At 73.6% G+C, this 21,032-nt stretch carries 18 protein-coding genes; 3 read left to right on the forward strand and 15 right to left on the reverse strand.

What is annotated here, in order from left to right:
• Positions 1-25: 25 nt before the first annotated feature.
• The 3 genes from ACIPWA_RS15215 to ACIPWA_RS15225 are packed head-to-tail and all read right to left on the reverse strand — an operon-like array spanning position 26 to position 2,093.
• Positions 26-574, reverse strand: coding sequence for a hypothetical protein (locus ACIPWA_RS15215; RefSeq protein ID WP_400291367.1), 549 nt, complete (start codon positions 572-574; stop codon positions 26-28).
• On the reverse strand, positions 571-1,638 hold the full coding sequence (locus tag ACIPWA_RS15220; RefSeq protein WP_400291369.1) for a hypothetical protein: 1,068 nt from the start codon (positions 1,636-1,638) through the stop codon (positions 571-573). Before ACIPWA_RS15220 ends, ACIPWA_RS15215 begins: the two co-directional genes overlap by 4 nt.
• Positions 1,639-1,694: 56 nt before the next feature.
• Entirely contained in the window at positions 1,695-2,093 is a 399-nt protein-coding gene (locus tag ACIPWA_RS15225) for a hypothetical protein (protein ID WP_068709938.1), read from the reverse strand.
• A gap of 386 nt (positions 2,094-2,479) precedes the next feature.
• On the opposite strand from ACIPWA_RS15225, the gene ACIPWA_RS15230 reads away from it, so the two are divergent.
• On the forward strand, positions 2,480-3,454 hold the full coding sequence (locus ACIPWA_RS15230; protein ID WP_068626245.1) for a glycoside hydrolase family 19 protein: 975 nt from the start codon (positions 2,480-2,482) through the stop codon (positions 3,452-3,454).
• 85 nt (positions 3,455-3,539) lie between these two features.
• Here the strand turns inward: ACIPWA_RS15230 and ACIPWA_RS15235 are convergent, their stop codons facing one another.
• From ACIPWA_RS15235 to ACIPWA_RS15290, 12 genes are all read right to left on the reverse strand, one after another.
• Positions 3,540-6,059, reverse strand: coding sequence for an alpha/beta hydrolase-fold protein (locus ACIPWA_RS15235; RefSeq protein WP_400291371.1), 2,520 nt, complete (start codon positions 6,057-6,059; stop codon positions 3,540-3,542).
• A 93-nt stretch (positions 6,060-6,152) separates the two neighbouring features.
• Positions 6,153-6,989: an HpcH/HpaI aldolase/citrate lyase family protein gene (locus ACIPWA_RS15240; protein ID WP_400291373.1), complete on the reverse strand. Its 837-nt coding sequence runs from the start codon at positions 6,987-6,989 to the stop codon at positions 6,153-6,155.
• Positions 6,986-8,194 carry a CaiB/BaiF CoA transferase family protein gene (locus ACIPWA_RS15245; protein ID WP_400291375.1) on the reverse strand — a complete coding sequence of 403 codons (1,209 nt, stop codon included), beginning with the start codon at positions 8,192-8,194 and terminating at the stop codon, positions 6,986-6,988. The genes ACIPWA_RS15240 and ACIPWA_RS15245 overlap by 4 nt, the downstream gene beginning before the upstream one ends.
• Positions 8,191-10,386 (reverse strand): SUMF1/EgtB/PvdO family nonheme iron enzyme, encoded by a 2,196-nt coding sequence (locus ACIPWA_RS15250; protein WP_400291377.1) that lies wholly within the window; start codon positions 10,384-10,386, stop codon positions 8,191-8,193. Before ACIPWA_RS15250 ends, ACIPWA_RS15245 begins: the two co-directional genes overlap by 4 nt.
• Positions 10,383-11,351, reverse strand: coding sequence for a ribokinase (locus tag ACIPWA_RS15255; RefSeq protein ID WP_400291379.1), 969 nt, complete (start codon positions 11,349-11,351; stop codon positions 10,383-10,385). The genes ACIPWA_RS15250 and ACIPWA_RS15255 overlap by 4 nt, the downstream gene beginning before the upstream one ends.
• The gene (locus tag ACIPWA_RS15260) at positions 11,348-12,733 is read right to left on the reverse strand and encodes an ADP-ribosylglycohydrolase family protein (RefSeq protein ID WP_400291380.1); all 1,386 of its coding nucleotides are present in this window, start codon (positions 12,731-12,733) and stop codon (positions 11,348-11,350) included. Before ACIPWA_RS15260 ends, ACIPWA_RS15255 begins: the two co-directional genes overlap by 4 nt.
• The gene (locus tag ACIPWA_RS15265) at positions 12,730-13,908 is read right to left on the reverse strand and encodes an ADP-ribosylglycohydrolase family protein (protein ID WP_400291382.1); all 1,179 of its coding nucleotides are present in this window, start codon (positions 13,906-13,908) and stop codon (positions 12,730-12,732) included. Before ACIPWA_RS15265 ends, ACIPWA_RS15260 begins: the two co-directional genes overlap by 4 nt.
• Before the next feature lie 106 nt (positions 13,909-14,014).
• Positions 14,015-15,301 (reverse strand): ABC transporter substrate-binding protein, encoded by a 1,287-nt coding sequence (locus ACIPWA_RS15270; protein ID WP_400291384.1) that lies wholly within the window; start codon positions 15,299-15,301, stop codon positions 14,015-14,017.
• Positions 15,302-15,372: 71 nt separating this feature from the next.
• Positions 15,373-16,200 (reverse strand): carbohydrate ABC transporter permease, encoded by an 828-nt coding sequence (locus ACIPWA_RS15275; RefSeq protein ID WP_068709923.1) that lies wholly within the window; start codon positions 16,198-16,200, stop codon positions 15,373-15,375.
• A 4-nt stretch (positions 16,201-16,204) separates the two neighbouring features.
• On the reverse strand, positions 16,205-17,092 hold the full coding sequence (locus ACIPWA_RS15280; RefSeq protein ID WP_231907857.1) for a carbohydrate ABC transporter permease: 888 nt from the start codon (positions 17,090-17,092) through the stop codon (positions 16,205-16,207).
• A 77-nt stretch (positions 17,093-17,169) separates the two neighbouring features.
• The gene (locus tag ACIPWA_RS15285; protein WP_400291385.1) at positions 17,170-18,210 is read right to left on the reverse strand and encodes a LacI family DNA-binding transcriptional regulator; all 1,041 of its coding nucleotides are present in this window, start codon (positions 18,208-18,210) and stop codon (positions 17,170-17,172) included.
• Positions 18,211-18,498: 288 nt separating this feature from the next.
• Entirely contained in the window at positions 18,499-18,960 is a 462-nt protein-coding gene (locus ACIPWA_RS15290) for a hypothetical protein (protein WP_400291387.1), read from the reverse strand.
• Positions 18,961-19,098: 138 nt separating this feature from the next.
• On the opposite strand from ACIPWA_RS15290, the gene ACIPWA_RS15295 reads away from it, so the two are divergent.
• Positions 19,099-20,214, forward strand: coding sequence for a hypothetical protein (locus ACIPWA_RS15295; RefSeq protein WP_400291388.1), 1,116 nt, complete (start codon positions 19,099-19,101; stop codon positions 20,212-20,214).
• A gap of 90 nt (positions 20,215-20,304) precedes the next feature.
• Entirely contained in the window at positions 20,305-20,958 is a 654-nt protein-coding gene (locus ACIPWA_RS15300) for a chitinase (RefSeq protein ID WP_400291389.1), read from the forward strand.
• Positions 20,959-21,032: the final 74 nt, after the last annotated feature.

The following is a 21,032-nucleotide window of genomic DNA, read 5'->3' on the forward strand; positions in this document are numbered from 1 at the left end:
TGGCCCCGCACCCTTCGGTCCTGGCTCAGTCGCAGTCGTCGCACGTCCCGGCCGCGGGCAGCTGCATCGAGCAGGACGGGCACATCGCGGCTTCCTTCGCGGGTGCACGCCGGGCCCCGGGTCCCCCACCGCCACCGAAGTTCGGCATCTCCGTCCGCTCGTAGTCGTTCGGCCCCCGGTAGACGTCGACGAACCCCCGGTTGAAGTACGCGGCGGCCGGTCGGCCGTCGTCGAACCCGACGCCGACGTACGACCGGCTCGCCGGCGCCCACACCACGTCGAAGTCGATGTGCGCTGCGATCTCACGCATCCGCGCCCGGTTGGCGACGGGCAGGTTGAGCGCCTCGAACGCCGCGTCGAGGGAGGCGAACACCGTGCGTCCCCGCCCGTGGATCTCGTCGTCGCAGGCGGCGCAGAGCTCCGCCTCGGCACGATCGGCCAGCGTCGCCGCGAGGACCTTGTCCGCGGCAGTCCAGGTCAGGTGGCTGCAGCCCCGGAGGTGCAGCCTGCCGCCGCTCGCCGTCCGGTAGAGCGTCGCGCGAGCCACCGGGCCGTCGTCGACGACGCCGCTCACAGCCGCCCCTCCCCCGCCTGCGCGGTGGTGAGGTAGCAGTACCAGCCGGGGGTGCGGGCGCCGTCGGGCTGGAACGTGATCTTGTTGACGACCCCGTTGCGGTTCCTGATGGCCGACCACACGAGCGGGCCCCGCGCCGCGTGCGCGAGGAGCTGCTCGACCGCGCCGCGCGACGTGTCGGCGTTGAGGAACACGTCGTGGCCTGCGACCTGGGCGTCGATGAGCTTGCGGCCCCCGTAGGTCGCGCGGTCGCCGATGCTCGTGGCCGACGTGGTGTCGCGCCACTGCGTGAGCCACGCGACGAGCTCACGCTCGGTGAGTCTCGCGGTCGGCACCGCGGGCGGTGCGGCCGGGCGCGCGACCGCGGGCGCCGGCCGGGACGTGCGCACACGCCCCGCGGGCGAGCCGTTCCCGGCGGCCAGGTCGCGCTCCGCGGCCGTGAACCCCGCGAACGTGTCGCGGGCCGCGGCCGGCGCGGCACCGTCGGCGACCCCGGTGCGCAGGCGGGCCATGCTCGCCGACGCGGCCCCGTACGCAGCCCCTGCCGAGACGCCCTCGTAGGTCAGCGACCGCTCGCGGGCGACGCCGATCGACTCTCCGACCTCGATCGCGTCCTGGTTGGCCCCCATGTAGAGGAACGTCCACCCGAACACGGTCTCGCGCTCGGTCACGAGCGCCTTGATCGCGGCGTGCGTGTACTCCTTCGAGGCGTTCTCGTGGCCGTCGGTCATGATCCCGACGATCACGGTCGCAGGCCGCTGGTCCTCGGGCAGCTGCGCGATCCGCACGCTCGTCGAGTGGACGAGGCGCGCGATCGAGTCGAGCAGAGCAGTCGTTCCACGGGGCTGGAGGTCGAGCGACGGGACGGTGGCGATGTCCCGGTCGGCGTAGACCTCCTCGTACTCGCTGTCGAACTGCGCGAGCGTCACGGTGCAGCGCCCCGTGACACCGCGCTGCTCGAGCATGAACTCGTCGAAGCCCGCGATCGTCGCGGCCTTGATCGACTGCATGGAGCCCGACCGGTCGAGGAGCATCGACAGGTGGGTGGAGGTGGCGTCGGCCATGGGGTACTCCTCGGGTCGTGGGGCGGTGCGGCTGATGGTGCGCGGGAGGGAGCGGATCAGGTGCGGCGGCGGAAGCGGAGCGGCGTGGTCGCCTCGGGAGCGGCACTCACGTGCTTGCCCTGCTCGACGTCGTAGCGCGCCCTGGTCACTCCTTCTGCGGTCACGCGGTCGTCTGGTCCGCGGTAGGAGCCGAGCGCCGCGGTGCGAGCGACGCGGGGCGGGACGGTGTTGGGCGCGACACCCGCGTCCGCCGCGACCGAGCGGAGCGAGTGGCCGGCGAGCAGAGCCTGAGCCATCGCCTCGTCGAGCGCGGCGTCGAGCTGGACGCGCGCCTCGGCGAGAGCTGCGACGGCCTCCTCGGGAGCGAGTCCGGCCGCGGCCTCGAGGGCGGCGCGGGCCGAGGCCAGGCTCGGCAGCCCGTCGGTGCGGTGCGGTGCGTTCTTGTCGGAGGCCATGCCACGAACGTAGTGCACCAAGTGCACATGTGCAATAGATGCACACAGGCAGTTGCTGCGCGCCGAGGACACGTCGCCGCGCCTGCAGGGCGCGACTACCGAAGGGAGTGTTTTCTGCGTAGCCACCACAATGGTGGTGGCTACGCAGAAAACACTCCCGCCCCCCGGTCACACGGAACGTGTCCGGTCCACGCCGCCCTCCGACATCCCTGACGGACGGAGCTGCTGCTCGATCGCACTCCTGCTCGTGGACCGGGACGCTCAGCCCAGCCACACCACCACCGACCTACCCCTCACCTACGTAGTACCCCCTACGTGCGTTGACCATCGGACAAATCCCCCGTCAGGCTCGCAGTCGTCCCCTGTCATCGACGAGAGGTACGAACATGCGCACCGCGCACACGATCCGACGACCAGCGACGACGCTGGCCCTGCTCGCCCTGCTCCTCACGACCGCCCTCGCGGCGCTGTCGGTCACCGCGACCGTCCTCGCCCCCCGCGCCTCGGCCGCCGAGCCCTGCGCCGCACCGTGGAGCGCGTCCGCGGTCTACACGGGCGGCGCGGTCGTCTCGACCGCGGGCCACAACTGGAAGGCCGGCTGGTGGACGCAGGGCGAGACGCCCGGCACCACGGGCCAGTGGGGCGTGTGGCGCGACCAGGGCACGTGCGGCGGCTCGACCGGCGGCACCACGGGCGAGACCGGCGGCACCACGGGTGGTGACAACGGGGGCGGCAACCAGACCGGCTTCGTCGTGACCGAGGCCCAGTTCAACCAGATGTTCCCCAACCGGAACCCGTTCTACACGTACCAGGGCCTGGTCAACGCCCTGAGCGCGTACCCGCAGTTCGCCACGTCGGGCGGCACCGAGGTCGCCAAGCGCGAGGCCGCCGCCTTCCTCGCCAACGTGAACCACGAGACGGGCGCGCTGGTCTACGTCAAGGAGAGCAACACCGCGAACTACTCGCACTACTGCGACCCGAGTCAGTCCTACGGCTGCCCCGCGGGCCAGTCCGCGTACTACGGCAAGGGCCCCATCCAGCTCTCGTGGAACTACAACTACAAGGCGGCCGGTGACGCCCTGGGCATCGACCTGCTGAACAACCCCTACCTGGTCGAGACCGACCCGGCCGTGGCCTGGAAGACGGGCCTCTGGTACTGGAACACGCAGTCGGGCCCCGGCACCATGTCGGGCCACCAGGCCATCGTCAACGGCGCGGGCTTCGGCGAGACGATCCGCTCGATCAACGGCACGCTCGAGTGCAACGGCGGCAACCCCGCGCAGGTGCAGAGCCGCATCGCGGCGTTCCAGCGCTTCGCGCAGATCCTCGGCACGACCACGGGGTCCAACCTCACCTGCTGAGCCCCCGCCCTGCTGCCCGACGGCGGAGCCCACCTTCCGCAGGGAAGGTGGGCTCCGCCGTCGGGCGGGCAGAGGGCGCGACCCGTCAGGCCGCGCAGTCCGTCGCCGCGTACCGCGCGACGACCTCGACCGGCCCCGCCGGTTCCTGCACCGTGACCGTGACCTCGCCGGCCTCGATCGCGGCCACCCGCGTCGCGAACGTCTGCTGCGCGCTCTTGCCGGCGGCCACCCCCGCGAACGACTTGGTCCCGAACGGCGTCGACACCTCGAGGCTCACCGCCTGGTCACCACCGTTGAGCGCCCGCACCGAGACCTGCGCCCGGCCCGCGACACAGCGCGCCGTGGCCTCGACGCTCACCGCGGTCGCGGGTGCACCCGGCCCCGTCGCGAGCTCGACCCGGGTCACGAACACGTCCCCGGCCCCCGCGTTGACCGCCCCGAAGGGCGCACCGAACGTCAGACCGCTCAGCCACGCACCGTCGACCCCGGGCGCGGCGAACAGGTTCGCGTCGTCCCACTCGTCGGCCCCGTCCCGCTCGCGCGTCCCGAGCTGGTTCACTGCCCCGGGCGTGCCGTCGGCCGCGAGCGCGAGCGTGAACACGTCCACGCCGCCGACCGGGGTGCCGAGCGCCCCGTACGTCGTGCCCACGACGAGCACCGTGCCGTCGGCACCCGCGACACCCGTCACGCCGCGGTCGTCGGTCGCCGTGCCGGTCTGCGTCGTCCACAGGACCTCGCCGCGGGCGTCGAACGCCCGCGCGAACACGTCGTTGTCCCCCGCGGACGCCCCGCCGAGCGCCCCGCGCGTGTGCCCCACGGCGACGACCGACCCGTCGGCCCGCGCCACGAGCCCGCTCACCTGGTCGTTGGCCGACGTCGCGACACCGCGCAGCCACACGAGCTCGCCCGCGCCGTCGTACCGCGCGACCCACCCGTCGTCGGCCCCGGCCGCCTGCGCGCCCGGCATGCCCTGCCCCGCGACCCCGCCCACGTACACGGACCCGTCGGGACCGGGAGCGACCGCGAGCGCCTTGTCCTCGCCCGGCCCGCCGACCTGGCGGAGCCACAGGAGCTCGCCGGTCGCCGACACGCGCCCGACGATCGCGTCCTTGTCGCCCGCGCTCGTCCCGCCAGGGATGGTCCCGCTCGTGTACCCGGCGACGTACGCGCCGCCGGCCCCGTCGGACGAGAGGGCGTAGAAGCGGTCGGCTGCGGCGGGGTCGCCCGTCTGGAGCGTCCAGGCGCGCTCTCCCGCGGCGGTCACGGCCGCGACGAACCCGTCGTCGCGCGTCGAGCCCGCGTGCTTCCCGTCCAGGTCTCCCTTGGTGTACCCGGCGACGAGGGTCGTCCCGGACCGCCCGGCGACCACGCCGTACGCGCGCTCGTCGGCCGGCGTCGCGATCGGGTGCTGCCACAGCGTCGCACCGTCCGCGTCGCGGCGTGCCAGCACGACGTCGAGTCCGCCCGCGGGCTGCGACCCGGCCCAGGCCCCGGCGAGGTTGAGGGCGACGGTCGTGCCGCCGTCGGGCGTGGCGAGGATGCCGCCCGCACGGTCGTCGCCCGCGGAGCCGAGCAGCTCGGCGTCCCACGGCACCGTCGGCTCGGTGCGCAGGCGCGAGGACACGTCGACGATCGCCTCGCGGAACGCGGGCTGCCAGACGTCCCAGTCGTGGCCCCCGTTCATGACCCGCAGCTCGGCCGTGACTCCCGGCACGCGGCGCGCGGTGTTGTAGAGCCGCGCCGACTCGAAGTCGATGTCGTGACTCGCCTCGGCGGGGTCGGGGTTGGCCCACTCGTCGTCGCCGACCGCGACGAACAGGTGCACGGGCAGGGCCGGGTCGAGCGCGGCGAGCGCCGCCGGGTAGGAGAGCTCGGTGTACCGCTCGGGCGAGAACAGCTCGTGCCCGACGCCGTAGCCCCCGTGGTCACGGACGGACGAGTCCGCGGGAGGCTGGGGGACGTACACCGCGGGGCTCAGCACGATGCCCGCCGAGAACTCGTCCTGGTGCGCGAGGGTCAGGCGCAGCGCGCCCGCCCCGCCCATCGAGTAGCCGCCCACGGCGCGCGCCTCGCGGTCGGCCACGGTCCGGTAGGTCGCGTCGACGTGCCCGACCAGGTCGCGCGTGAGGGCGGTCTCGACCTGGAAGCCTGCACCGGTGCCGGAGTCCGCGGAACCCTCGTAGGCCGAGTCGGTGTACCAGCTCCCCCGGTCGTTCCAGGGCGCGTCGGGCATGACCACGACCAGGGGCTGGATCGCCTCGGTCCCGATCAGCTCGTCGAGGTCGGTCGCGACGCGCTGCCACGCGGCCTGCGTGTCGCCCCGCCCGTGCAGCAGGTAGACGGTCGGGTAGCGCTGCTCGGCGTCCTCGTCGTAGCCCGGCGGGAGGTACACCGTGTAGTCGACGGCCCCGCCCGCGCCGAGCGCCTCGGAGGGCGCGCTGCCGGGCACGAGCGTGCCCTGCTCGGCGGCCGCGACAGGCCCGGCCACGACGAGCGGGAGCCCGACGAGGGCGCCGCCCGCTCCCACCACCCCGGCCAGGAGGGCGGCGATCCGCCGCCGCGAACGAGGGACGCGTGGGGGCGTCGCGGGGAGGGCTGAGGTCATGGTTCTCTCCTTTGAGAAGCAGTTGTTTCACTGGGCCGCTGAGTGCGGAGCTCTTGTGCGACACGCCCGGCGTGTCGCACAAGAACTCCGCACTCAACGATGGGGCTGGGGGTCGCCCGCGACCGCGAGGACCGAGCGCGCACGCTCGACCATCGCGACGTCGAGGAACGTGCCGTCGGCGAGCGCGATCGCCCCGACCCCGCGCGCGGCCGCGGCGCCGACGCGGTCGAGCACCTCGCGCGCACGGTCGACCTCGTCGGCGCTCGGGAGGAACGCCTCGCGGATGGGGTCGAGCTGCACGGGGTGGATCGCGGTGCGTCCCAGGAAGCCGAGCGCGCGGCCCGCGCGGCACGAGGCCACGAGCCCGTCGACGTCCTTGACGTGCGTGTACGCCGACATGGACGGCGACGGCAGTCCCGCGGCCCGCGCCGCGACCACGAGGCGGCTGCGCACCCAGGCGAGCGCGCCGTCGTCGTCCACGCGCAGGTCCGAACGCAGGTCGGCCTCGCCGAGGCCGACCGACGCGACCTGGGGCGACGCCGACGCGATCTCGAACGCGCGCTCGACCCCGAGCGCCGACTCGATCAGCAGGTGCAGGTCGCGCCCGGGCAGCGCGGCCGCGAGCCCGTGGACCTCGTCGGCCGACTCGACCTTGGGCACGCGCGCCCCCACGGCGAGAGGCAGCCGCGCGACCGCCGCGACGTCGTCGGCGTGCCAGGGCGTGCCGCGCTGGTTGACGCGGACCTGGACCCGGCGCGAGGTCCCCGCGAGCAGGGCGACGGCCTCGCGGCGCGCGGCCTCCTTGCCCGCGGGGGCGACCGCGTCCTCGAGGTCGACGATCACGACGTCGGCGGACGTCGCGAGCGCCTTGGTGACCCGGTCGGGGCGGTCGGCCGGGGCGTAGAGCAGCGTGAGCGGCGGGGTGCTCATACGGCCCCCGCCTCCCGCAGCGCGGCGACCCGGGCCGCGTCGAAGCCCAGCTCGCCCAGCACCTCGTCGGTGTCCGCCCCGTGGTGGCGGCCCGTGAACCCGATCACGCCGTCGTGGTCCGAGAGCCGGAACAGCGGGCCCTGCATGAGCATCGGGCCGAGCTCGGGGTCCTCGATCTCGTGGAGCGTGCCGAGGGCCTGGAACTGCGGGTCGCCCACGATGTCCTGCGCGTCGTAGATGGGCGCGACCGCGGCCTGGGCCTCCTCGAACGCGGCCACGACCTCGTCGCGCGTGCGCTCGGCGATCCACCCGCCCACGGCCGCGTCGAGCTCGTCGGCGTGCTGGGCGCGCTCGGCCCCCACCGCGAACCACGGCTCGTCGATGACCTCGGGGTGCCCGACGAGCCGCATGACGCGCTCCGCGATCGACTGCGCCGACGTCGAGACCGCGACCCACTGGCCGTCACGCGTCCGGTAGGTGTTGCGCGGCGCGTTGTTGGCCGAGCGGTTTCCCGTGCGCGGCTGCACGGTCCGCAGCTGGTCCCACCGCGTGATCTGCGGGCCGAGCATCGCGAGGATGGGCTCGATGATCGCGGTGTCGACGACCTGACCGCGCCCTGAGTTCTCGCGGCTCTGGAGCGCGACCATGACCGCGAACGCGGTCGCGAGCGACGCGACGCCGTCGGCGAGGCCGAACGGCGGCAGGGTCGGCGGGCCGTCGGGCTCGCCTGTCATGGCCGCGAAGCCGCTCATGGCCTCGGCGAGCGTGCCGAACCCGGGCCGCGAGCGGTACGGCCCCACCTGCCCGAACCCGCTGATGCGCGCGAGCACGAGGCGCGGGTTGCGGGCCGAGAGCTCGTCGTAGCCCAGGCCCCAGCGCTCGAGGGTCCCGGGGCGGAAGTTCTCGATCACGACGTCGGCCTCGGCCGCGAGCGCCAGGAAGACCTCGCGCCCGCCGTCGCTCGACAGGTTCACGGTCACGGCGCGCTTGTTGCGCCCGAGCGTCTTCCACCAGAGGTTGACGCCGTCCTTGGAGGCGCCGTGCCCGCGCGAGGGGTCGGGCTTGGTGGGGTGCTCGACCTTGATCACGTCGGCCCCCATGTCGCCCAGGTGCATGGCCGCCATGGGCCCCGCGAAGAGCGTCGAGGCGTCGACGACCTTGAGCCCCGCGAGCGCTCCGTCCTGCGGGTTGCGCGAGACGGTCATGCCGTCACCTCGTCCGTGGTCCACGCGCAGCGGAAGCCGATGCTCGAGCTGCGCGCGAGGCCCAGGCCCGGCAGGAGCAGCTTGGCGCTGAACTCGGGTCGCTGGACGCCGCCGTCGAAGTACCACTCGGAACCGGTCGACTCGTGGTCGGAGCCGCCCTTGAGCATCGCGTAGCGCGTGCGGCCGTCGCTGTGCTCGCTCTCGGTCCAGTTCCACACGACGGGCGCGCCGCGCAGCAGGCCGCCCGTCTCCCCCGCGAGCTGCCACTCGTCCTCGCTCGGGAGGCGGCCTCCGCGCCACGCGCTGTAGGCGCGCGCGTCGTCGAGGTCGACGAACGTCACCGGCTCGTCCTCGCGCCCCGCGGGCGGTCGGCCGTCCACCCAGTGCGCGAGGAACCGGTGCGAGGTCGCGGGCTGGTAGCCCGTGGCGTCGACGAACGCCGCGAACTGGTCGTTCGTGACCTCCGAGGCCGCGACCGCGACGGGCGCGGCGAGCTCGCCGTCGCGCTGGAGCGTGCGCGGGTCGTGCAGGCGCGGCGAGAGCGGCTTCCACTCCTCGACGTAGGGCGCGCCCTGGTACATCCCGGTCTCCCGGGCGCGGTAGCGCACGGTCAGGACGTAGGGCCCCGCGGGCACGACGACGGCGCCCGCGTCGGGTGCGCGTGTCGCGCCCGCCTCGGGCTCGGCCGCGGGAGCGACGGCGCCGTCGGGCCCGGTGGCAGCAGCGTCGGGCTGGGGCGAGGCCTCGGGCCGGAAGGCCGGGGCCGTCGGCACGACGCGGCGCGCGAGGCGGTGCGGGAACCGGGCGTCCGGGCTCGCCGCGTGCTCGCGCATGTCCTCGACCAGGCCGGGGAGCCAGTCGGGCTCGACGGCGCCGGGGGCGACGTGCAGGAGCGCGGCGATGCCGCGCCCCGGGACCGTGACCACGGGAGGGGTGGTGGCGCCGTCGACGCTGACGAGGCCACCGGTCGGGGCGACCGGCGCACCGGTCGGGTCGGTGGCCGTCGCGAGGCCCGTCAGGTCGACCAGACGACCGGTCGGCGCGGCGGTGAGGACCGGGCCCGTCCAGTCCTGCTCGCCGCGGTTGACGAGCGTCCACAGCGAGACGCCGTCGTGCGAGAAGAGCGACGCGTGCACGCCGGCCTCGCGCGCCTCGGGGGCGAGGTCGGCGAGCGGGGTCCACCCGCCGTCGAGCAGCAGGTCCTTCGCGGCGCGCTGGACAGTGACCATGCGGCGCAGGGTCGCGGCGTCTCGCTCGCTCCACCCGACCCACACCCCGAACACGACCTCCCAGACCATGACGCCCACGCCGTTGATCCAGGCGGACTGCAGCTCGTCGGTGTGGTCGCGGTTCCAGCGGCGCACGTGGTGCTGCATGTGTCGACGCTCGTACCAGTGCGCGCGCAGCACGCCCGGCACGGACGAGTCGGCGAAGAACTGCGCCCACGACGACGAGTGGTCCTCGATGCGCTCGACCGCGAGCTTGGACTCGCCCTCCAGGACGATGCCGGGGCGGGCGGCCTCGAGCCGCTCGACGAGCTCGGGCTCGGCCTTCTTGAGGGTGTCGAGGAAGACGCCGTCGGCGGGAAGGTCCGCCACGACCGCGGCGAGCTCGGTCAGGTCGTCCTCGCCCCGGCGCGTGCCCGTGTCCCAGGGGTTGTAGTCGACGAACACGTGCAGGCCCGCGGCGTGCAGGGTCGCGACCAGGCCGTCGGGGCCCGTGAGGCCCGGGACGTCGCGGTAGAAGTCCCACTGGTTGCGGTCGTCGATCCCGATCACCGGGTAGGCGTGCCACAGCACCACGGCGTCGAGGCCCGCGAAGCGCTCGCGGGCGTCGGCGAGGAAGCGCTCGGGCGTGAAGCGGTTCTCCTCGAACGAGTAGAGCAGCTCGTCCCACAGCCAGACCTGCGCGATCGTGAAGCAGCTCGCGGCCCAGGCGGCCCGCGGCCGTTCGTAGACCGCGCCCGTGAAGCCGTGGCGCTCGCGCGCGTCGGTGCGCCACGCCTCGAGGCGCTCGCGCCAGGCGGCCCACTCGGCGGGGTCGTCGGGGGCCGCGAAGATCTTGGCCTCGTCGAGCGCGGCAAGACCGTGCGGGGCGCCGGGCGCGGCACCGTCACCGGTGGCGCCGTCGAGCGGGACGACCGTCGGGAGGTCGATGGGGCGAGGGACGAGCGGGTCGAACGTGTAGCTCATGGCAGCTGCTCCGGGTGCGCGAAGGTGGTGACCTCGTCGGCCGTGGGGACGGCGTCCTGGGCGCCCGGCCGGGTCACGGCCAGGGCGCCTGCGAACGAGGCCGTCCGGGCGGCGTCCACGAGGGTGGACCCGCCCGCGAGGGCGGCGGCGAGCACGCCGCAGAAGGTGTCGCCCGCGCCCGTCGTGTCGACCGCGTCGACCCGCGGGGCCGGGACCCGGACGGGCGCGGCGCCGCGCTGCGCGACCAGGCAGCCCGCGCCGCCGAGGGTCACGACGACCGCAGGGACGCGTTCGAGGAGGACCGAGGCGAGGCGCTCGACGGGGTCGGGGCTCGCGGTCCCGGCCGGGTCGGCCGGGCCGGCCGGGCCGCCCGCCAGGTCGAGGGCCTCGTGCTCGTTGACGACCAGCAGGTCGAGCGCGGCCCACATCTCGTCGGGCAGGTCGCGCGACGGCGCCGCGTTGAGCGCGAGGACAGCGCCGGGGCGGCGGGCCGCAGCGGCCGCGAGCACCACGTCGAGAGGGATCTCGAGCTGGGCGAGCACCACGTCGGCCGCCGCGAGGCGGTCGGCCTGCGCGGCCCCGATGCGCACGTGCGAGTTGGCACCCGGCGCGACCACGATCGCGTTCTCGCCGTCGGGCGAGACCGTGATGAGCGCGGTCCCCGTGGGGGCCTCGACGCGCTCGACGAGGTCGGTGCCCACGCCCGCCCGGTCGAGCGAGGCGAGCAGCAGCTCGCCCGACTCGTCCCGGCCGAGCGCCCCGACGAACGACGTGTCGGCGCCGCCCGCACGGGCCGCGGCGACAGCCTGGTTCGCGCCCTTGCCGCCGGGGCTGCGGCGCAGGTCGCCGCCGAGGATCGTCTCGCCGCCACCGGGGTGGCGCGGGACGTCGACGACGAGGTCGACGTTGGCCGAGCCGACGACGACGACGCGTCCCCGGCGGGCCGCCTGCGAGGAACCGGTCATGCGTCGGCCCCCGCGAAGGACTCGGCGACCGCCGGTGCCGTGAGGCGCAGGGCGAGCGTGCGGGCGACGAGGTCGTCGATGCGCTGCTCCCCTCCGGGGAGCGAGGTCGCGATGCGACCGTCGACCGGTCCGGTCCAGGCATGGCCGATCCCGTCGGTCCCGCGCAGCGCGCCGACGACCCCGCCCACGGTCGCGGCGGCCGAGTCGGTGTCCCAGCCCGCGGTCACCGCGATCGAGACGCTCGCACCGAAGTCCCCCGCGCCCTTCGCCAGCGCGTAGGCGATCACGGCCGCGTTGTTGAGCACGTGGACCCAGTGCAGGTCGCCGTACGCGGCGTGGATCCGGTCGAGGCCGGCGCTGACGTCGCCGTCCTGGGCTGCCGCCTCGCGGCCGAGCCGCACCGCGTGGGCGATCCGGCTGTCCGGGGGCAGCACGGTCTGGGCGGCATCGAGCACCTCGTCGACCGTCGCGCAGACCATCGACGCGGAGGCGAGCGCCGCGGCCCACATGGCGCCGTAGACGCCGTTGCGCGTGTGGCTCAGGCGCGCGTCGACCCACGCGAGGCGCGCTGCGGTCCGGACGTCGCCCGGGGCCACCCAGCCCAGGACGTCGGTGCGGATGAGCGCGCCGATCCACTCCCGGAACGGGTTCTGGTGGGTCGCGGTCTCGGGCACCGGACGGGCGTCGAGGATGTTGCGGTACGCCGCGCGCTCCGCGGTGAAGACGCGCCCCGCGGGCAGGTTGTCGAGCCAGAGCTGGGCGACGTCGTCGGTCGTGAACCCCGGACCGTGCTTCTCGAGCAGCGCGAGCGCGAGGATCGGGTAGTTGAGGTCGTCGTCCTCGGGCATCCCGTCGATGTTCTCCTCGAGCGACGTGGGCGCGCTGCGCCGGTTCCACGGCCACCGCGCCGCGACGTCCTCGGGCAGCCCGACGGCCGTGAACCAGGTCGTGAGCGGCCAGCGGCCCGTGGCCCGCAGGATCTCCTCGATGCCCGCGCGCGGGATCTTCTCGACCGGCTTGCCGAGCAGGCATCCCGCGGCGCGCCCCGACCAGGCGCCGTGCACGCGGCGGGCGAGCTCGTCGTCGGGCACCGTGGCGAGGACCGGGGGCGCCGGGAGGAGCGCGACGATCTGCTCCCACCCGTCCGGCTCGTGCGGGGCCGGGGCCGCGGGCAGGGCGTCGAGCTCGTCGAGCAGCTCGCGCGCCAGGGCGCGCAGCGCCGGCGGCGCGGGCACGGGGCCCGCTCCGCTCACCGCCGGGACGACCTCGCCGCCCGCGGCGGTCCACCGCTCGACGACGCCCGCGACGTCCTTGCCCTCGGTCGCCGACTGGACGAGCTCGTGCGCGAGCAGGTCCTCGGGCTGGGCCCAGGTGAGTCTCACGCCGACGCTCCCACCGTCGCGGCCTCGATCTCGTCGAGGGCACGGAGCCTGGTCTGCGCCGTCTCGCGGTCCGCACGCAGGATGTCGGACGCGACCTCGCCCATGAGGCGCCCGGTCGCGCGGACGTCGGTCCGGCTCGCGCGCTCGATCTCGTCGAGCCACTCGGTCGGCACGACCTCGGTGCCGCCGAGCCCGGCCGCGATCGCCCCGGCCATGACCGCGATCGAGTCCGCGTCGCGCCCGTAGTTGACCGCGCCGAGCACGGCACCGCGGAAGTCGCCGCGATGCCCGAGGACGAACCCGAGGGCGGCGGGCAGCTCCTCGATCGCCTTGGTGCGCGAGGGGCGGCGGGCGTCCATCGACATCTGCCGGTACTCGGGGCCCACCGAGTCGAAGGGAGCGACGACCGCGCGGATCCTGCGCGCCAGGGCACGCTCCTCCTCGTCGGTCGTCGGGACCGTGGTCCAGCCGTCGAACGCGTCGACGACCGCGCGCAGCGCGGCGAGCGTCCCGTCGTGCGCGACGTCGAGCGCCGCCGCGACGACGTCGTCGAGCGTCGCGCCGGGAGCGACCGCTGCCGCGACCATCGCGGCGAACACGCCCGCGGCCTCGCGACCGTAGCTCGCCTGGTGCGCGCCCGTCAGGTCGATCGCCTCCGCGTAGGCGCCGCGCGGGTCGCCCGCGTTGGCCAGCCCGACGGGGGCCACGTACATGGCCGCGCCGCAGTTGATGATGTTCCCGACGCCGGCCTCACGGGGGTCGACGTGCCCGTAGTGCAGGCGGGCGACGATCCACTTCTCGGCGAGGAACACGCGCTGGAGGAGCAGGACCGTCGACTCGAGCTCGGGGACCCAGCGCGGCTCGCCGATCATGAGCGGGACCAGGTCCTCGGCCATCGCGTACGCGTCGAGGTGCGCGCGGCGCTTGGCGTAGACCTCGACGAGCGCCTGCGTCATGAGGGTGTCGTCCGTGATGTGCCCGTCGCCCTTGTGGTACGGCGCGATGGGGCGGGCGTCCTGCCAGTTGGGGTAGTACGGCCCGACGATGCCCGTGACCCGCCCGCCGTGCCGCTCCTCGATCTGCTCCGGCGTCCAACCTTCCGTCGCCCCGCCCAGCGCGTCGCCGACGGCTGCGCCGGTGATCACCGCCACTGCCTTCTCGTCCAGCCAGCTCACCAGGTCACTCCCTGTTCGTCGTTCGTTGATCGGGGTGACGCGGGGCCACCCGTGGTCGTCGTCCGTGCGGACGGGCGGGCTCCCGCCCGTCCGCACGGGTCGTGCACTACTTCGTGATCTCTTCCCAGCCGGTCGTCAGCTCGGTGGCCACGCCGTCGGCGTCGATCTCCTGCGCCAGGAAGCGCTGGTAGGCCGGCGTCGCGACGGTGTCCTTCCACTGCGCGTACGCGTCGACGAAGAGGTACGGCGCGGAGACGAGGTGCTGCCCCGAGGAGAGGATCACGTCCCAGCCGTTCTCGGTGCCGAGCTTGGCCGCGAGGGCCTCCTGCGCCGAGGTCGTCGCGGGGATGAGCGCGTCGGCCTCGTTGAGGGCGGCCAGGTTCTCGGTCTGCGTGAAGAACTCGATGAACTCCGCGGACTCCTCGACGTGCTCGGAGTCGATGTTCACGGACAGGGTCTGCGGGTTGGCGGCCTGCTCGGCGCCCTCCGAGCCCTCGAGCGGCGGCAGCACGATCCAGTCGAAGCCCTCGGGCGCGTCGGTCGCGATGTTCGCGGCCTGGAACGAGCCCTGGATCGTCATCGCGACCTGACCGGCGTAGAAGGTCGCGAGCGTCTCGGACCCCGTCTGGCTCAGCGTCACGGGCAGGATCGACTTGTCCTGGTACGCCATGGCGTCCACGAGCTCGGGGACCGCCATCTCGCCCTCGCCGACCGTGAGCGTCGCGTCGGCCCCGCTACCCTCGAAGAAGGTGCCGCCGAAGCCCGGCGCGAGCGCCATGTAGGCCGCGGTGGGGCTCTTGAGCCCCCAGCCCAGGCCGTACGTGCCGTCCTTGGTCGTGGCCTGCGCGATGGCGCGCATCTCGTCCCACGTCATGGTCTCGCCCGTGGGGATCGTGACGCCCGCGGCGTCGAGCAGCGTCTTGTTCGCGAACACCATGTAGGACTGGAGCTCGGTCGGGTACGCGATGATCTTGCTGTCGACCGTGACCGCGTCGAGGATCCCCTCGGGGACGTCCGAGCGGAACTCGTCGGACATGTGCTCGGTGAGGTCGGCGAGGTAGCCGTCCGCCGCGAAGGGCACGATGCTCGCGGCCTCGTAGTGGATGATGTCCGGCGCGGCACCACCGTTGAACTGCGTGATGAGCTTGTCGTAGATACCGTCCCAGCCCGCAGGGACGATCTCGACCTGGACGTCCGGGTTGGCCTCGTTCCAGTCCGAGACGATGCTCTCGGTCGCGGCGATGGCCGCGGGCTGGTCGGACAGCGACTGGAACTTCAGCGTGACCGGACCGGAGTCTCCACCGGCGTCGCTGTCCCCGCCGCTTCCGCAAGCGGTGAGGAACAGGGTGCCGATCGTGAGGCATGCGGCGATGGACGCACCACGAGTCTTCATGTGTCTGCCTTTCTGAGGCGTGGGGGTCGTGCGGGTGAGGTGGGTTCCGCGAGGGGCTGCGCGCACTGCGCTCACCCCTTGACGGCACCGGACAGGAGTCCGCCGGTGAGCCTTTTCTGCATGATGGAGAAGAAGACGATGCTGGGGATCGCCGCGAGCACGGCGCCTGCCGCGAGCGGGCCCAGCGCGACCTTGCCCTCCCCGCCGATGAACATCTTGAGCGTGATCGGCAGGGTGTAGTTCTCGGGCGACTGGAGCAGCACGAGCGCGAAGAAGAACTCGTTCCACGAGGAGACGAAGCTGAACATCGCGGTCGCGACGACGCCCGGCATGAGGAGCGGGAAGACGATCGTGCGCAGGACCGTGAGCCGGCTGGCCCCGTCCATCGAGCCGGCTTCCTCGAGCTCGATCGGGATCGAGCTCACGTAGCCCTGGAGCATCCACAGCGCGAAGGGCAGCGTGTAGGTCGTGTGCACCAGGGTCAGGCCGACCAGGCTGTCGGTCAGGCCGATGGTCCGCAGGATGAGGAACAGCGGCAGGATGATGAGGATGACCGGGAACACCTGGCTGACCAGGATCCACCCGACCCCCATGCCGCGGACCAGGCCCTTGAGCCGGGCCAGGACGTACGCGCCGGGCAGCGCGATGAGGAGCACGAGCGCGGTCGAGACGAGCGCGACGACCGTGGAGTTCCACGCCGAGCGCACGAGCCCCTGACGCTCGAGCGCGGCCGAGTAGTTGCCCCACTCGATGTCCTGCGGGATGAGGCTCACGCTGAGCGAGTTGAGCTCTCCCGACGACTTGAGCGACGCCGAGATGAGCCACAGCAGCGGGAAGCCGAGGAAGACGATGTAGAAGCACAGCGCCACGTACTGGGCGGGCCGGACGAGATGACGCATCAGATCACTTCCCCGTGCTGTCGCGGTCTTGGCGGAACTGGGACCACAGGTAGATCGCGAGCAGGAGCACGACGACGACCACGAGCACCACGCCCATGGCGGCCGCGTAGCCGATGTTCCTGTTCTTGAACGCCTCGAGGTACGTGTAGAGCATCGGCAGCATGGTGCGGCCGCCCGGTCCGCCCTCGGTCAGCACGTAGACCAGGGAGAACGAGTTGAAGTTCCAGATGAAGTTGAGCGAGGTGATCGACGTGATGATCGGGCGCAGGCTGGGCAGCGTGACCGCGGTGAAGCGGCGCCAGGCGTTCGCGCCGTCGATCGACGCGGCCTCGTGGAGCTCGTCGGGGATCTGCTGGAGGCCCGCGAGCAGCGTCACGGTCGTCTGCGGCATGCCGACCCAGATGCCCACGACGATCACGGCGGGCAGCGCGGTCGAGAAGTCCGCGAGCCAGTTGATGTCGTCCGGCAGCCCGATGCTCCCCAGGAACGCGTTGAGCGGCCCTGCGTTGGGCGAGTAGATCATCCGCCACATGATCGCGACCACGACGGGCGGCATGGCCCACGGGATGAGCGCGAGGACGCGGGTCAGGCCCTGGAGCTTGAGGTCGGAGTTGAGCAGGAGCGCGAGCCCCATGGCCGCGACGAGCTGGAGCACCGTCACGGAGACGGCCCAGATCATGCCGATCCGGAACGAGTCCCAGAAGAACGAGTTGTCGGCCAGACGGACGAAGTTGTCCATCCCGACGAACGTGTACTCGGGGTTGCGGACCAGGCGGGCGTCGGTGAACGCGAGCCCCACGCCGACCAGGAGGGGCGCGACGCTCAGGACGAGGATCGGGAGCAGCGACGGGATGACGAGGGCGATGGCCTCGCGCCGCTTCGCGCGCGCCATCCCTCCGGTCCTGCGCGGGCTGCGCCGCGGGGGTGTCGGGGTGGACGGCCGGGGGCCGGCCTCCACGGTGGTCGCTGTCATGACTTCTCTCCGTCGAGTGCGTCGGTCGGGCGGGTGGACTCGCGGACGAGGAGCGTCGGCCCCACGTCCACGTGCCGGGTCTCCTGGGCGGTGCCCTCGACCAGGCCGAGCATGATCTGCGCGGCGCGCCGACCACGTTCGGCCGAGCCCAGGGAGACGCTCGTGAGGCTCGGGTAGAACACGCGGCCGATCTCGGTGTCGTCCATGCCGGTCACGGCGAGGTCGGTCGGGACGTCGAGGCCGCTCTGCCGGGCTGCGTGCATGGCGCCGATCGCGAGCAGGTCGTTGGCCGCGACGATCGCGTCGAGGCCGCCGCCGGTCGCGCCGCGCTCGATGAGCCTGGTCGCCGCGACGAGGCCGGCCGCGACCGTGAAGTCCTCCGCGATCTCGACGTCGACGCGCTCGGCCGAGAAGCCCGGGGCGGCGACCGCGGCGTCGAAGCCTCGCTGGCGGGCCTCACCGGGGGTCGTGTCGAGGGGGCCGTTGAGGAAGGCGATCCGGCGCCGGCCGATTCCGAGCAGGTGGGTCACGGCCTGGCCGATCCCGCCGGCCGAGTCGGTCGAGACCGAGTCGATGCCGCGGGCACCGAGAGAGCGTCCGATGACCACGACGGGCACCGCCGACTGCCGGATCTCCTCGACCAGCTCCTCGCTCATGCGCAGGGGGCTGAGGATGATCCCGTCGACCATGCCGCTCGCGAGGCTGCGCACGAGGTCCGTGGTCGACTGCGCGGTGTCGCCGGTCGTCGTGACGACGACCCGGTAGCCGTAGGGGGCGACGACCGCGTGGATCGCGGACATCATCTCGACGTAGACCTGGTTGCCGATGTCGGCGACCGCGAAGGCGATCTGGAACGTGCGCCGCATGCGCAGCGAGCGCCCGACGGCGTCGGGGCTGTACCCGAGCTCGTCGGCGGCTGCGCGCACCCGCTCGACCATGGCCTTGCTGGCTCCGGACCCGTGCAGCGCTCGGGAGGTCGAGGCGAGCGACACCCCGGCGCGCTCGGCGACCTCGTTCAACGTTGCACGTGACGCCATCGGTTTCTTCCCTCTCCGTCGAAGGTGGTGCTGGGCTCTCGTTCTGGAAACGTTTCCAAAGTCGCGGTGCGAAACATGCTGGAAACGTTTCCGGATGGGAGGCACTCTTGCACGCGGCTTCCGGGGGTGTCAACCGGCTCAGGGCGCTCTCACCCGCGACGCGTCAGCGCCGGGCGACCGCCGACCCGACGGCGGGGCTCACCTTCTGCGGAGCCTTGCCCGACGGCGGAGCGCACCTTCCGCGCGGAAGGTGCGCTCCGTCGTCGGGCGAGCAGGGGGTCGAACGGCTCAGCGCTGGACCGCGAACGCCGCGAGCGAGAGCGCGACAGCGTCCTCCGTGACGGCGGCGGGCCAGTCCGGGCCCTTCCCGACCCACGCGGCCCGCCACGCCGCCCCGCCCCAGGTCCCGGCCGCACCACCCGCCGCGCCGAGGAGCAGAGGCAGAAGCACACCGACCTCGGCCCGGCGGGCGAGCACGAGGGCCCCGATCGCGCCCGACGCCATGCGGATCGCAGGGCCGGGCGGTTCGAGGCGCGACCCGGCTCCCGGCAGCTTGTCGCCCAGGAGCTCACCGACGATCCCGAGCCCCGCGACCACCTTGGCCACGGTGGCCCCCCGGCCCGTGGCCGAGGAGGTGAGCAGGGGCGGCGCGACTCCCAGCGAGGCACGGCTCCCCGCAGCGGTGCCGATCGCCAGGGACCGCACGAGGACGTCGACCGGGAAGCGGGAGGTGCCGCGCTCAGGATGCATGCCTCCCACGATCCGGGCGGGCGGCCCGACCGGCAACCGCACGAGCAGCCGCGCACCCGGCCGCGCGTACCCGCCACGGGCCTCCGCACCGTTCGCGGGCCGGGCGGGCGCCTCATCTGCGTCCGCTACCCTCGCGGGATGCCGATGACGTCTCGCCGAGAACCTGCCGTCCTCGTCGCCGGGCTCCTCACGTCGGTCCTGTGGGTCGGGAGCGCGGTGCTGAGCGACCGGGTGGACGTGACCGTGACGGGGCAGACGATCCTCGCGGCCCTGCTCGCGGGGGCGGTGGTCGTCGCGCTGACCTATCTCGCGACGCGACGCCTCCCCCCTCGCACGGGAACACCGGCGGTGTTCCTCGGTTCTTGGTTCGCGGTCGTCGTGGGCGGTGCCGCGGGCGCGGTCGCCGACGTCGTCGCCGACGTCACGTTCCCCTCGCCCGAGAACCCGGCGTTCCTCCTGCTCACGGCGTCGTTCGACGGTGGCTCGTGGGGGCTGGCCGCCGGGTGGCTCGTCGGGCTCGTCGTGGTCGGCGCCCTGGGCCTCACGAGCCGCCGCGACCCGGCTTCGCTCCCGGCCACGCGTCGCGCGCGCAAGCCGTTGCGGGCCCGCGCCTACCCGACGGTGCTCGTCGCGGGCGGCGTGGGGGCGCTCGTCTGGGCGAGCGTCGGCGCCGCAGGGTCGTGGCTCGTGTGGCACCGCAGCGCGCGCGGCCCGGTCGACCTGCTGGGCGAGGTGACCTCGGGCGCGATGGCATGGCGCTTCACGGCCGGCCGGACCGTGGTCGAGCCGCTCGAGATCGGTCTGGCGGTGCTCGTGGGGCTCGTCGTCGCGGGGGGCACGTGGCTCGCGACCCGGCGTCTGCCGCCGCGTGCGAGCCGCTGGAGCCTGGTGCTCGCGGTCTGGTTCGTCACGATCGCGGCGTCGTCGGTGGCTGCGGCGTCGCGTTCGGTCACGGCCTTCGCGGTGGGCGAGCTGCGTTCGACGACGCTCAACCTGGCGTTGTCCTCGGTCCAGGCGAGCCTCTTCTGGCCCCTCGTACTCGGCTGGTCGGCAGGGCTCGCCGCGGCCCTCGTCTACCGCGCGACGGGTGGGGTGCCGGGCGGGGTGCCGACTGCCGATCCGGCCGGCAGCACCCCGGTCGACGGTGACGTGGAGCCGGTGGGCACAGCCGGCACGATCGGCGCGACGCCTGGTGATGACCTCCCCCGGAGCGCTCTGCACACCGATGCCGAGGAGCCCGCACCCGTCCCCTAGGGTGACCGCGGAGACGCCGTCCGGCCGTCGCGGGTCGTCGTCGAGCCGCGACCCAGCGGCCGGCCGGGATCAGTGACGAGAGGGTGGCTCATGGCTGAGACAGGTTCGACGAGCGGCATCACGACGGGCTTCGTGGTGACGGAGGCGCAGTTCGAGGAGATGTTCCCGGACCGCAACCCGTTCTACACGTACGAGGGCCTGGTCGCGGCGACCGCGGCGTACCCGGAGTTCGCGACGTCGGGCGGACCGGTGGTCGCGGCCCGCGAGGCTGCGGCGTTCCTCGCGAACGTGAGCCACGAGAGCACGGGGCTGCTGCACGTGAGCGAGCTCAACACCGCCGTGTACTCGCACTACTGCGACCCGTCGCAGCCGTACGGGTGCCCCGCGGGCCAGGACGCGTACTACGGCAAGGGGCCCATCCAGCTCTCGTGGAACTTCAACTACAAGGCTGCGGGTGACGCCCTGGGCATCGACCTGCTGAACGACCCGTACCTGGTCGAGACCGACGCGACCGTCGCCTGGAAGACCGCGCTCTGGTACTGGAACACGCAGCCGGGCGAGGGCACCATGACGTGCCATGAGGCGATCGTCGGGGACCACGGCTTCCGCGAGACGATCCGCGCGATCAACGGCCCGCTCGAGTGCGAGGGCGGCAACCCGCGCCAGGTCGCGAACCGGGTCGCACTGTTCCGCCGCTACGCCGAGCTCCTGGGCACCACGACGGGCGAGAACCTGACCTGCTGAGGTCCGTCGCCCGACGGCGGGGCTCACCCTCCGCCGTCAGGCGCGGTTCTGCGCGGCGCGGGCGGGTGCAGTGC

Origin of the sequence: Oerskovia enterophila (assembly GCF_044748475.1) — a bacterium.
GTDB classification, from domain to species: domain Bacteria; phylum Actinomycetota; class Actinomycetes; order Actinomycetales; family Cellulomonadaceae; genus Oerskovia; species Oerskovia enterophila.

Excerpts from the sequence above, each read along its gene's own strand:
- ACIPWA_RS15255 (WP_400291379.1), bottom strand. The coding sequence starts at position 11,351 with ATGACCGGTTCCTCGCAGGCGGCCCGCCGGGGACGCGTCGTCGTCGTC.
- ACIPWA_RS15270 (WP_400291384.1), bottom strand. The coding sequence starts at position 15,301 with ATGAAGACTCGTGGTGCGTCCATCGCCGCATGCCTCACGATCGGCACC.
- ACIPWA_RS15250 (WP_400291377.1), bottom strand. The coding sequence starts at position 10,386 with ATGAGCTACACGTTCGACCCGCTCGTCCCTCGCCCCATCGACCTCCCG.
- ACIPWA_RS15220 (WP_400291369.1), bottom strand. The coding sequence starts at position 1,638 with ATGGCCGACGCCACCTCCACCCACCTGTCGATGCTCCTCGACCGGTCG.
- ACIPWA_RS15285 (WP_400291385.1), bottom strand. The coding sequence starts at position 18,210 with ATGGCGTCACGTGCAACGTTGAACGAGGTCGCCGAGCGCGCCGGGGTG.
- ACIPWA_RS15275 (WP_068709923.1), bottom strand. The coding sequence starts at position 16,200 with ATGCGTCATCTCGTCCGGCCCGCCCAGTACGTGGCGCTGTGCTTCTAC.
- ACIPWA_RS15230 (WP_068626245.1), top strand. The coding sequence starts at position 2,480 with ATGCGCACCGCGCACACGATCCGACGACCAGCGACGACGCTGGCCCTG.
- ACIPWA_RS15225 (WP_068709938.1), bottom strand. The coding sequence starts at position 2,093 with ATGGCCTCCGACAAGAACGCACCGCACCGCACCGACGGGCTGCCGAGC.
- ACIPWA_RS15280 (WP_231907857.1), bottom strand. The coding sequence starts at position 17,092 with ATGGCGCGCGCGAAGCGGCGCGAGGCCATCGCCCTCGTCATCCCGTCG.
- ACIPWA_RS15295 (WP_400291388.1), top strand. The coding sequence starts at position 19,099 with ATGCCGATGACGTCTCGCCGAGAACCTGCCGTCCTCGTCGCCGGGCTC.
- ACIPWA_RS15245 (WP_400291375.1), bottom strand. The coding sequence starts at position 8,194 with ATGACCGTCTCGCGCAACCCGCAGGACGGAGCGCTCGCGGGGCTCAAG.
- ACIPWA_RS15240 (WP_400291373.1), bottom strand. The coding sequence starts at position 6,989 with ATGAGCACCCCGCCGCTCACGCTGCTCTACGCCCCGGCCGACCGCCCC.
- ACIPWA_RS15235 (WP_400291371.1), bottom strand. The coding sequence starts at position 6,059 with ATGACCTCAGCCCTCCCCGCGACGCCCCCACGCGTCCCTCGTTCGCGG.
- ACIPWA_RS15300 (WP_400291389.1), top strand. The coding sequence starts at position 20,305 with ATGGCTGAGACAGGTTCGACGAGCGGCATCACGACGGGCTTCGTGGTG.
- ACIPWA_RS15290 (WP_400291387.1), bottom strand. The coding sequence starts at position 18,960 with ATGCATCCTGAGCGCGGCACCTCCCGCTTCCCGGTCGACGTCCTCGTG.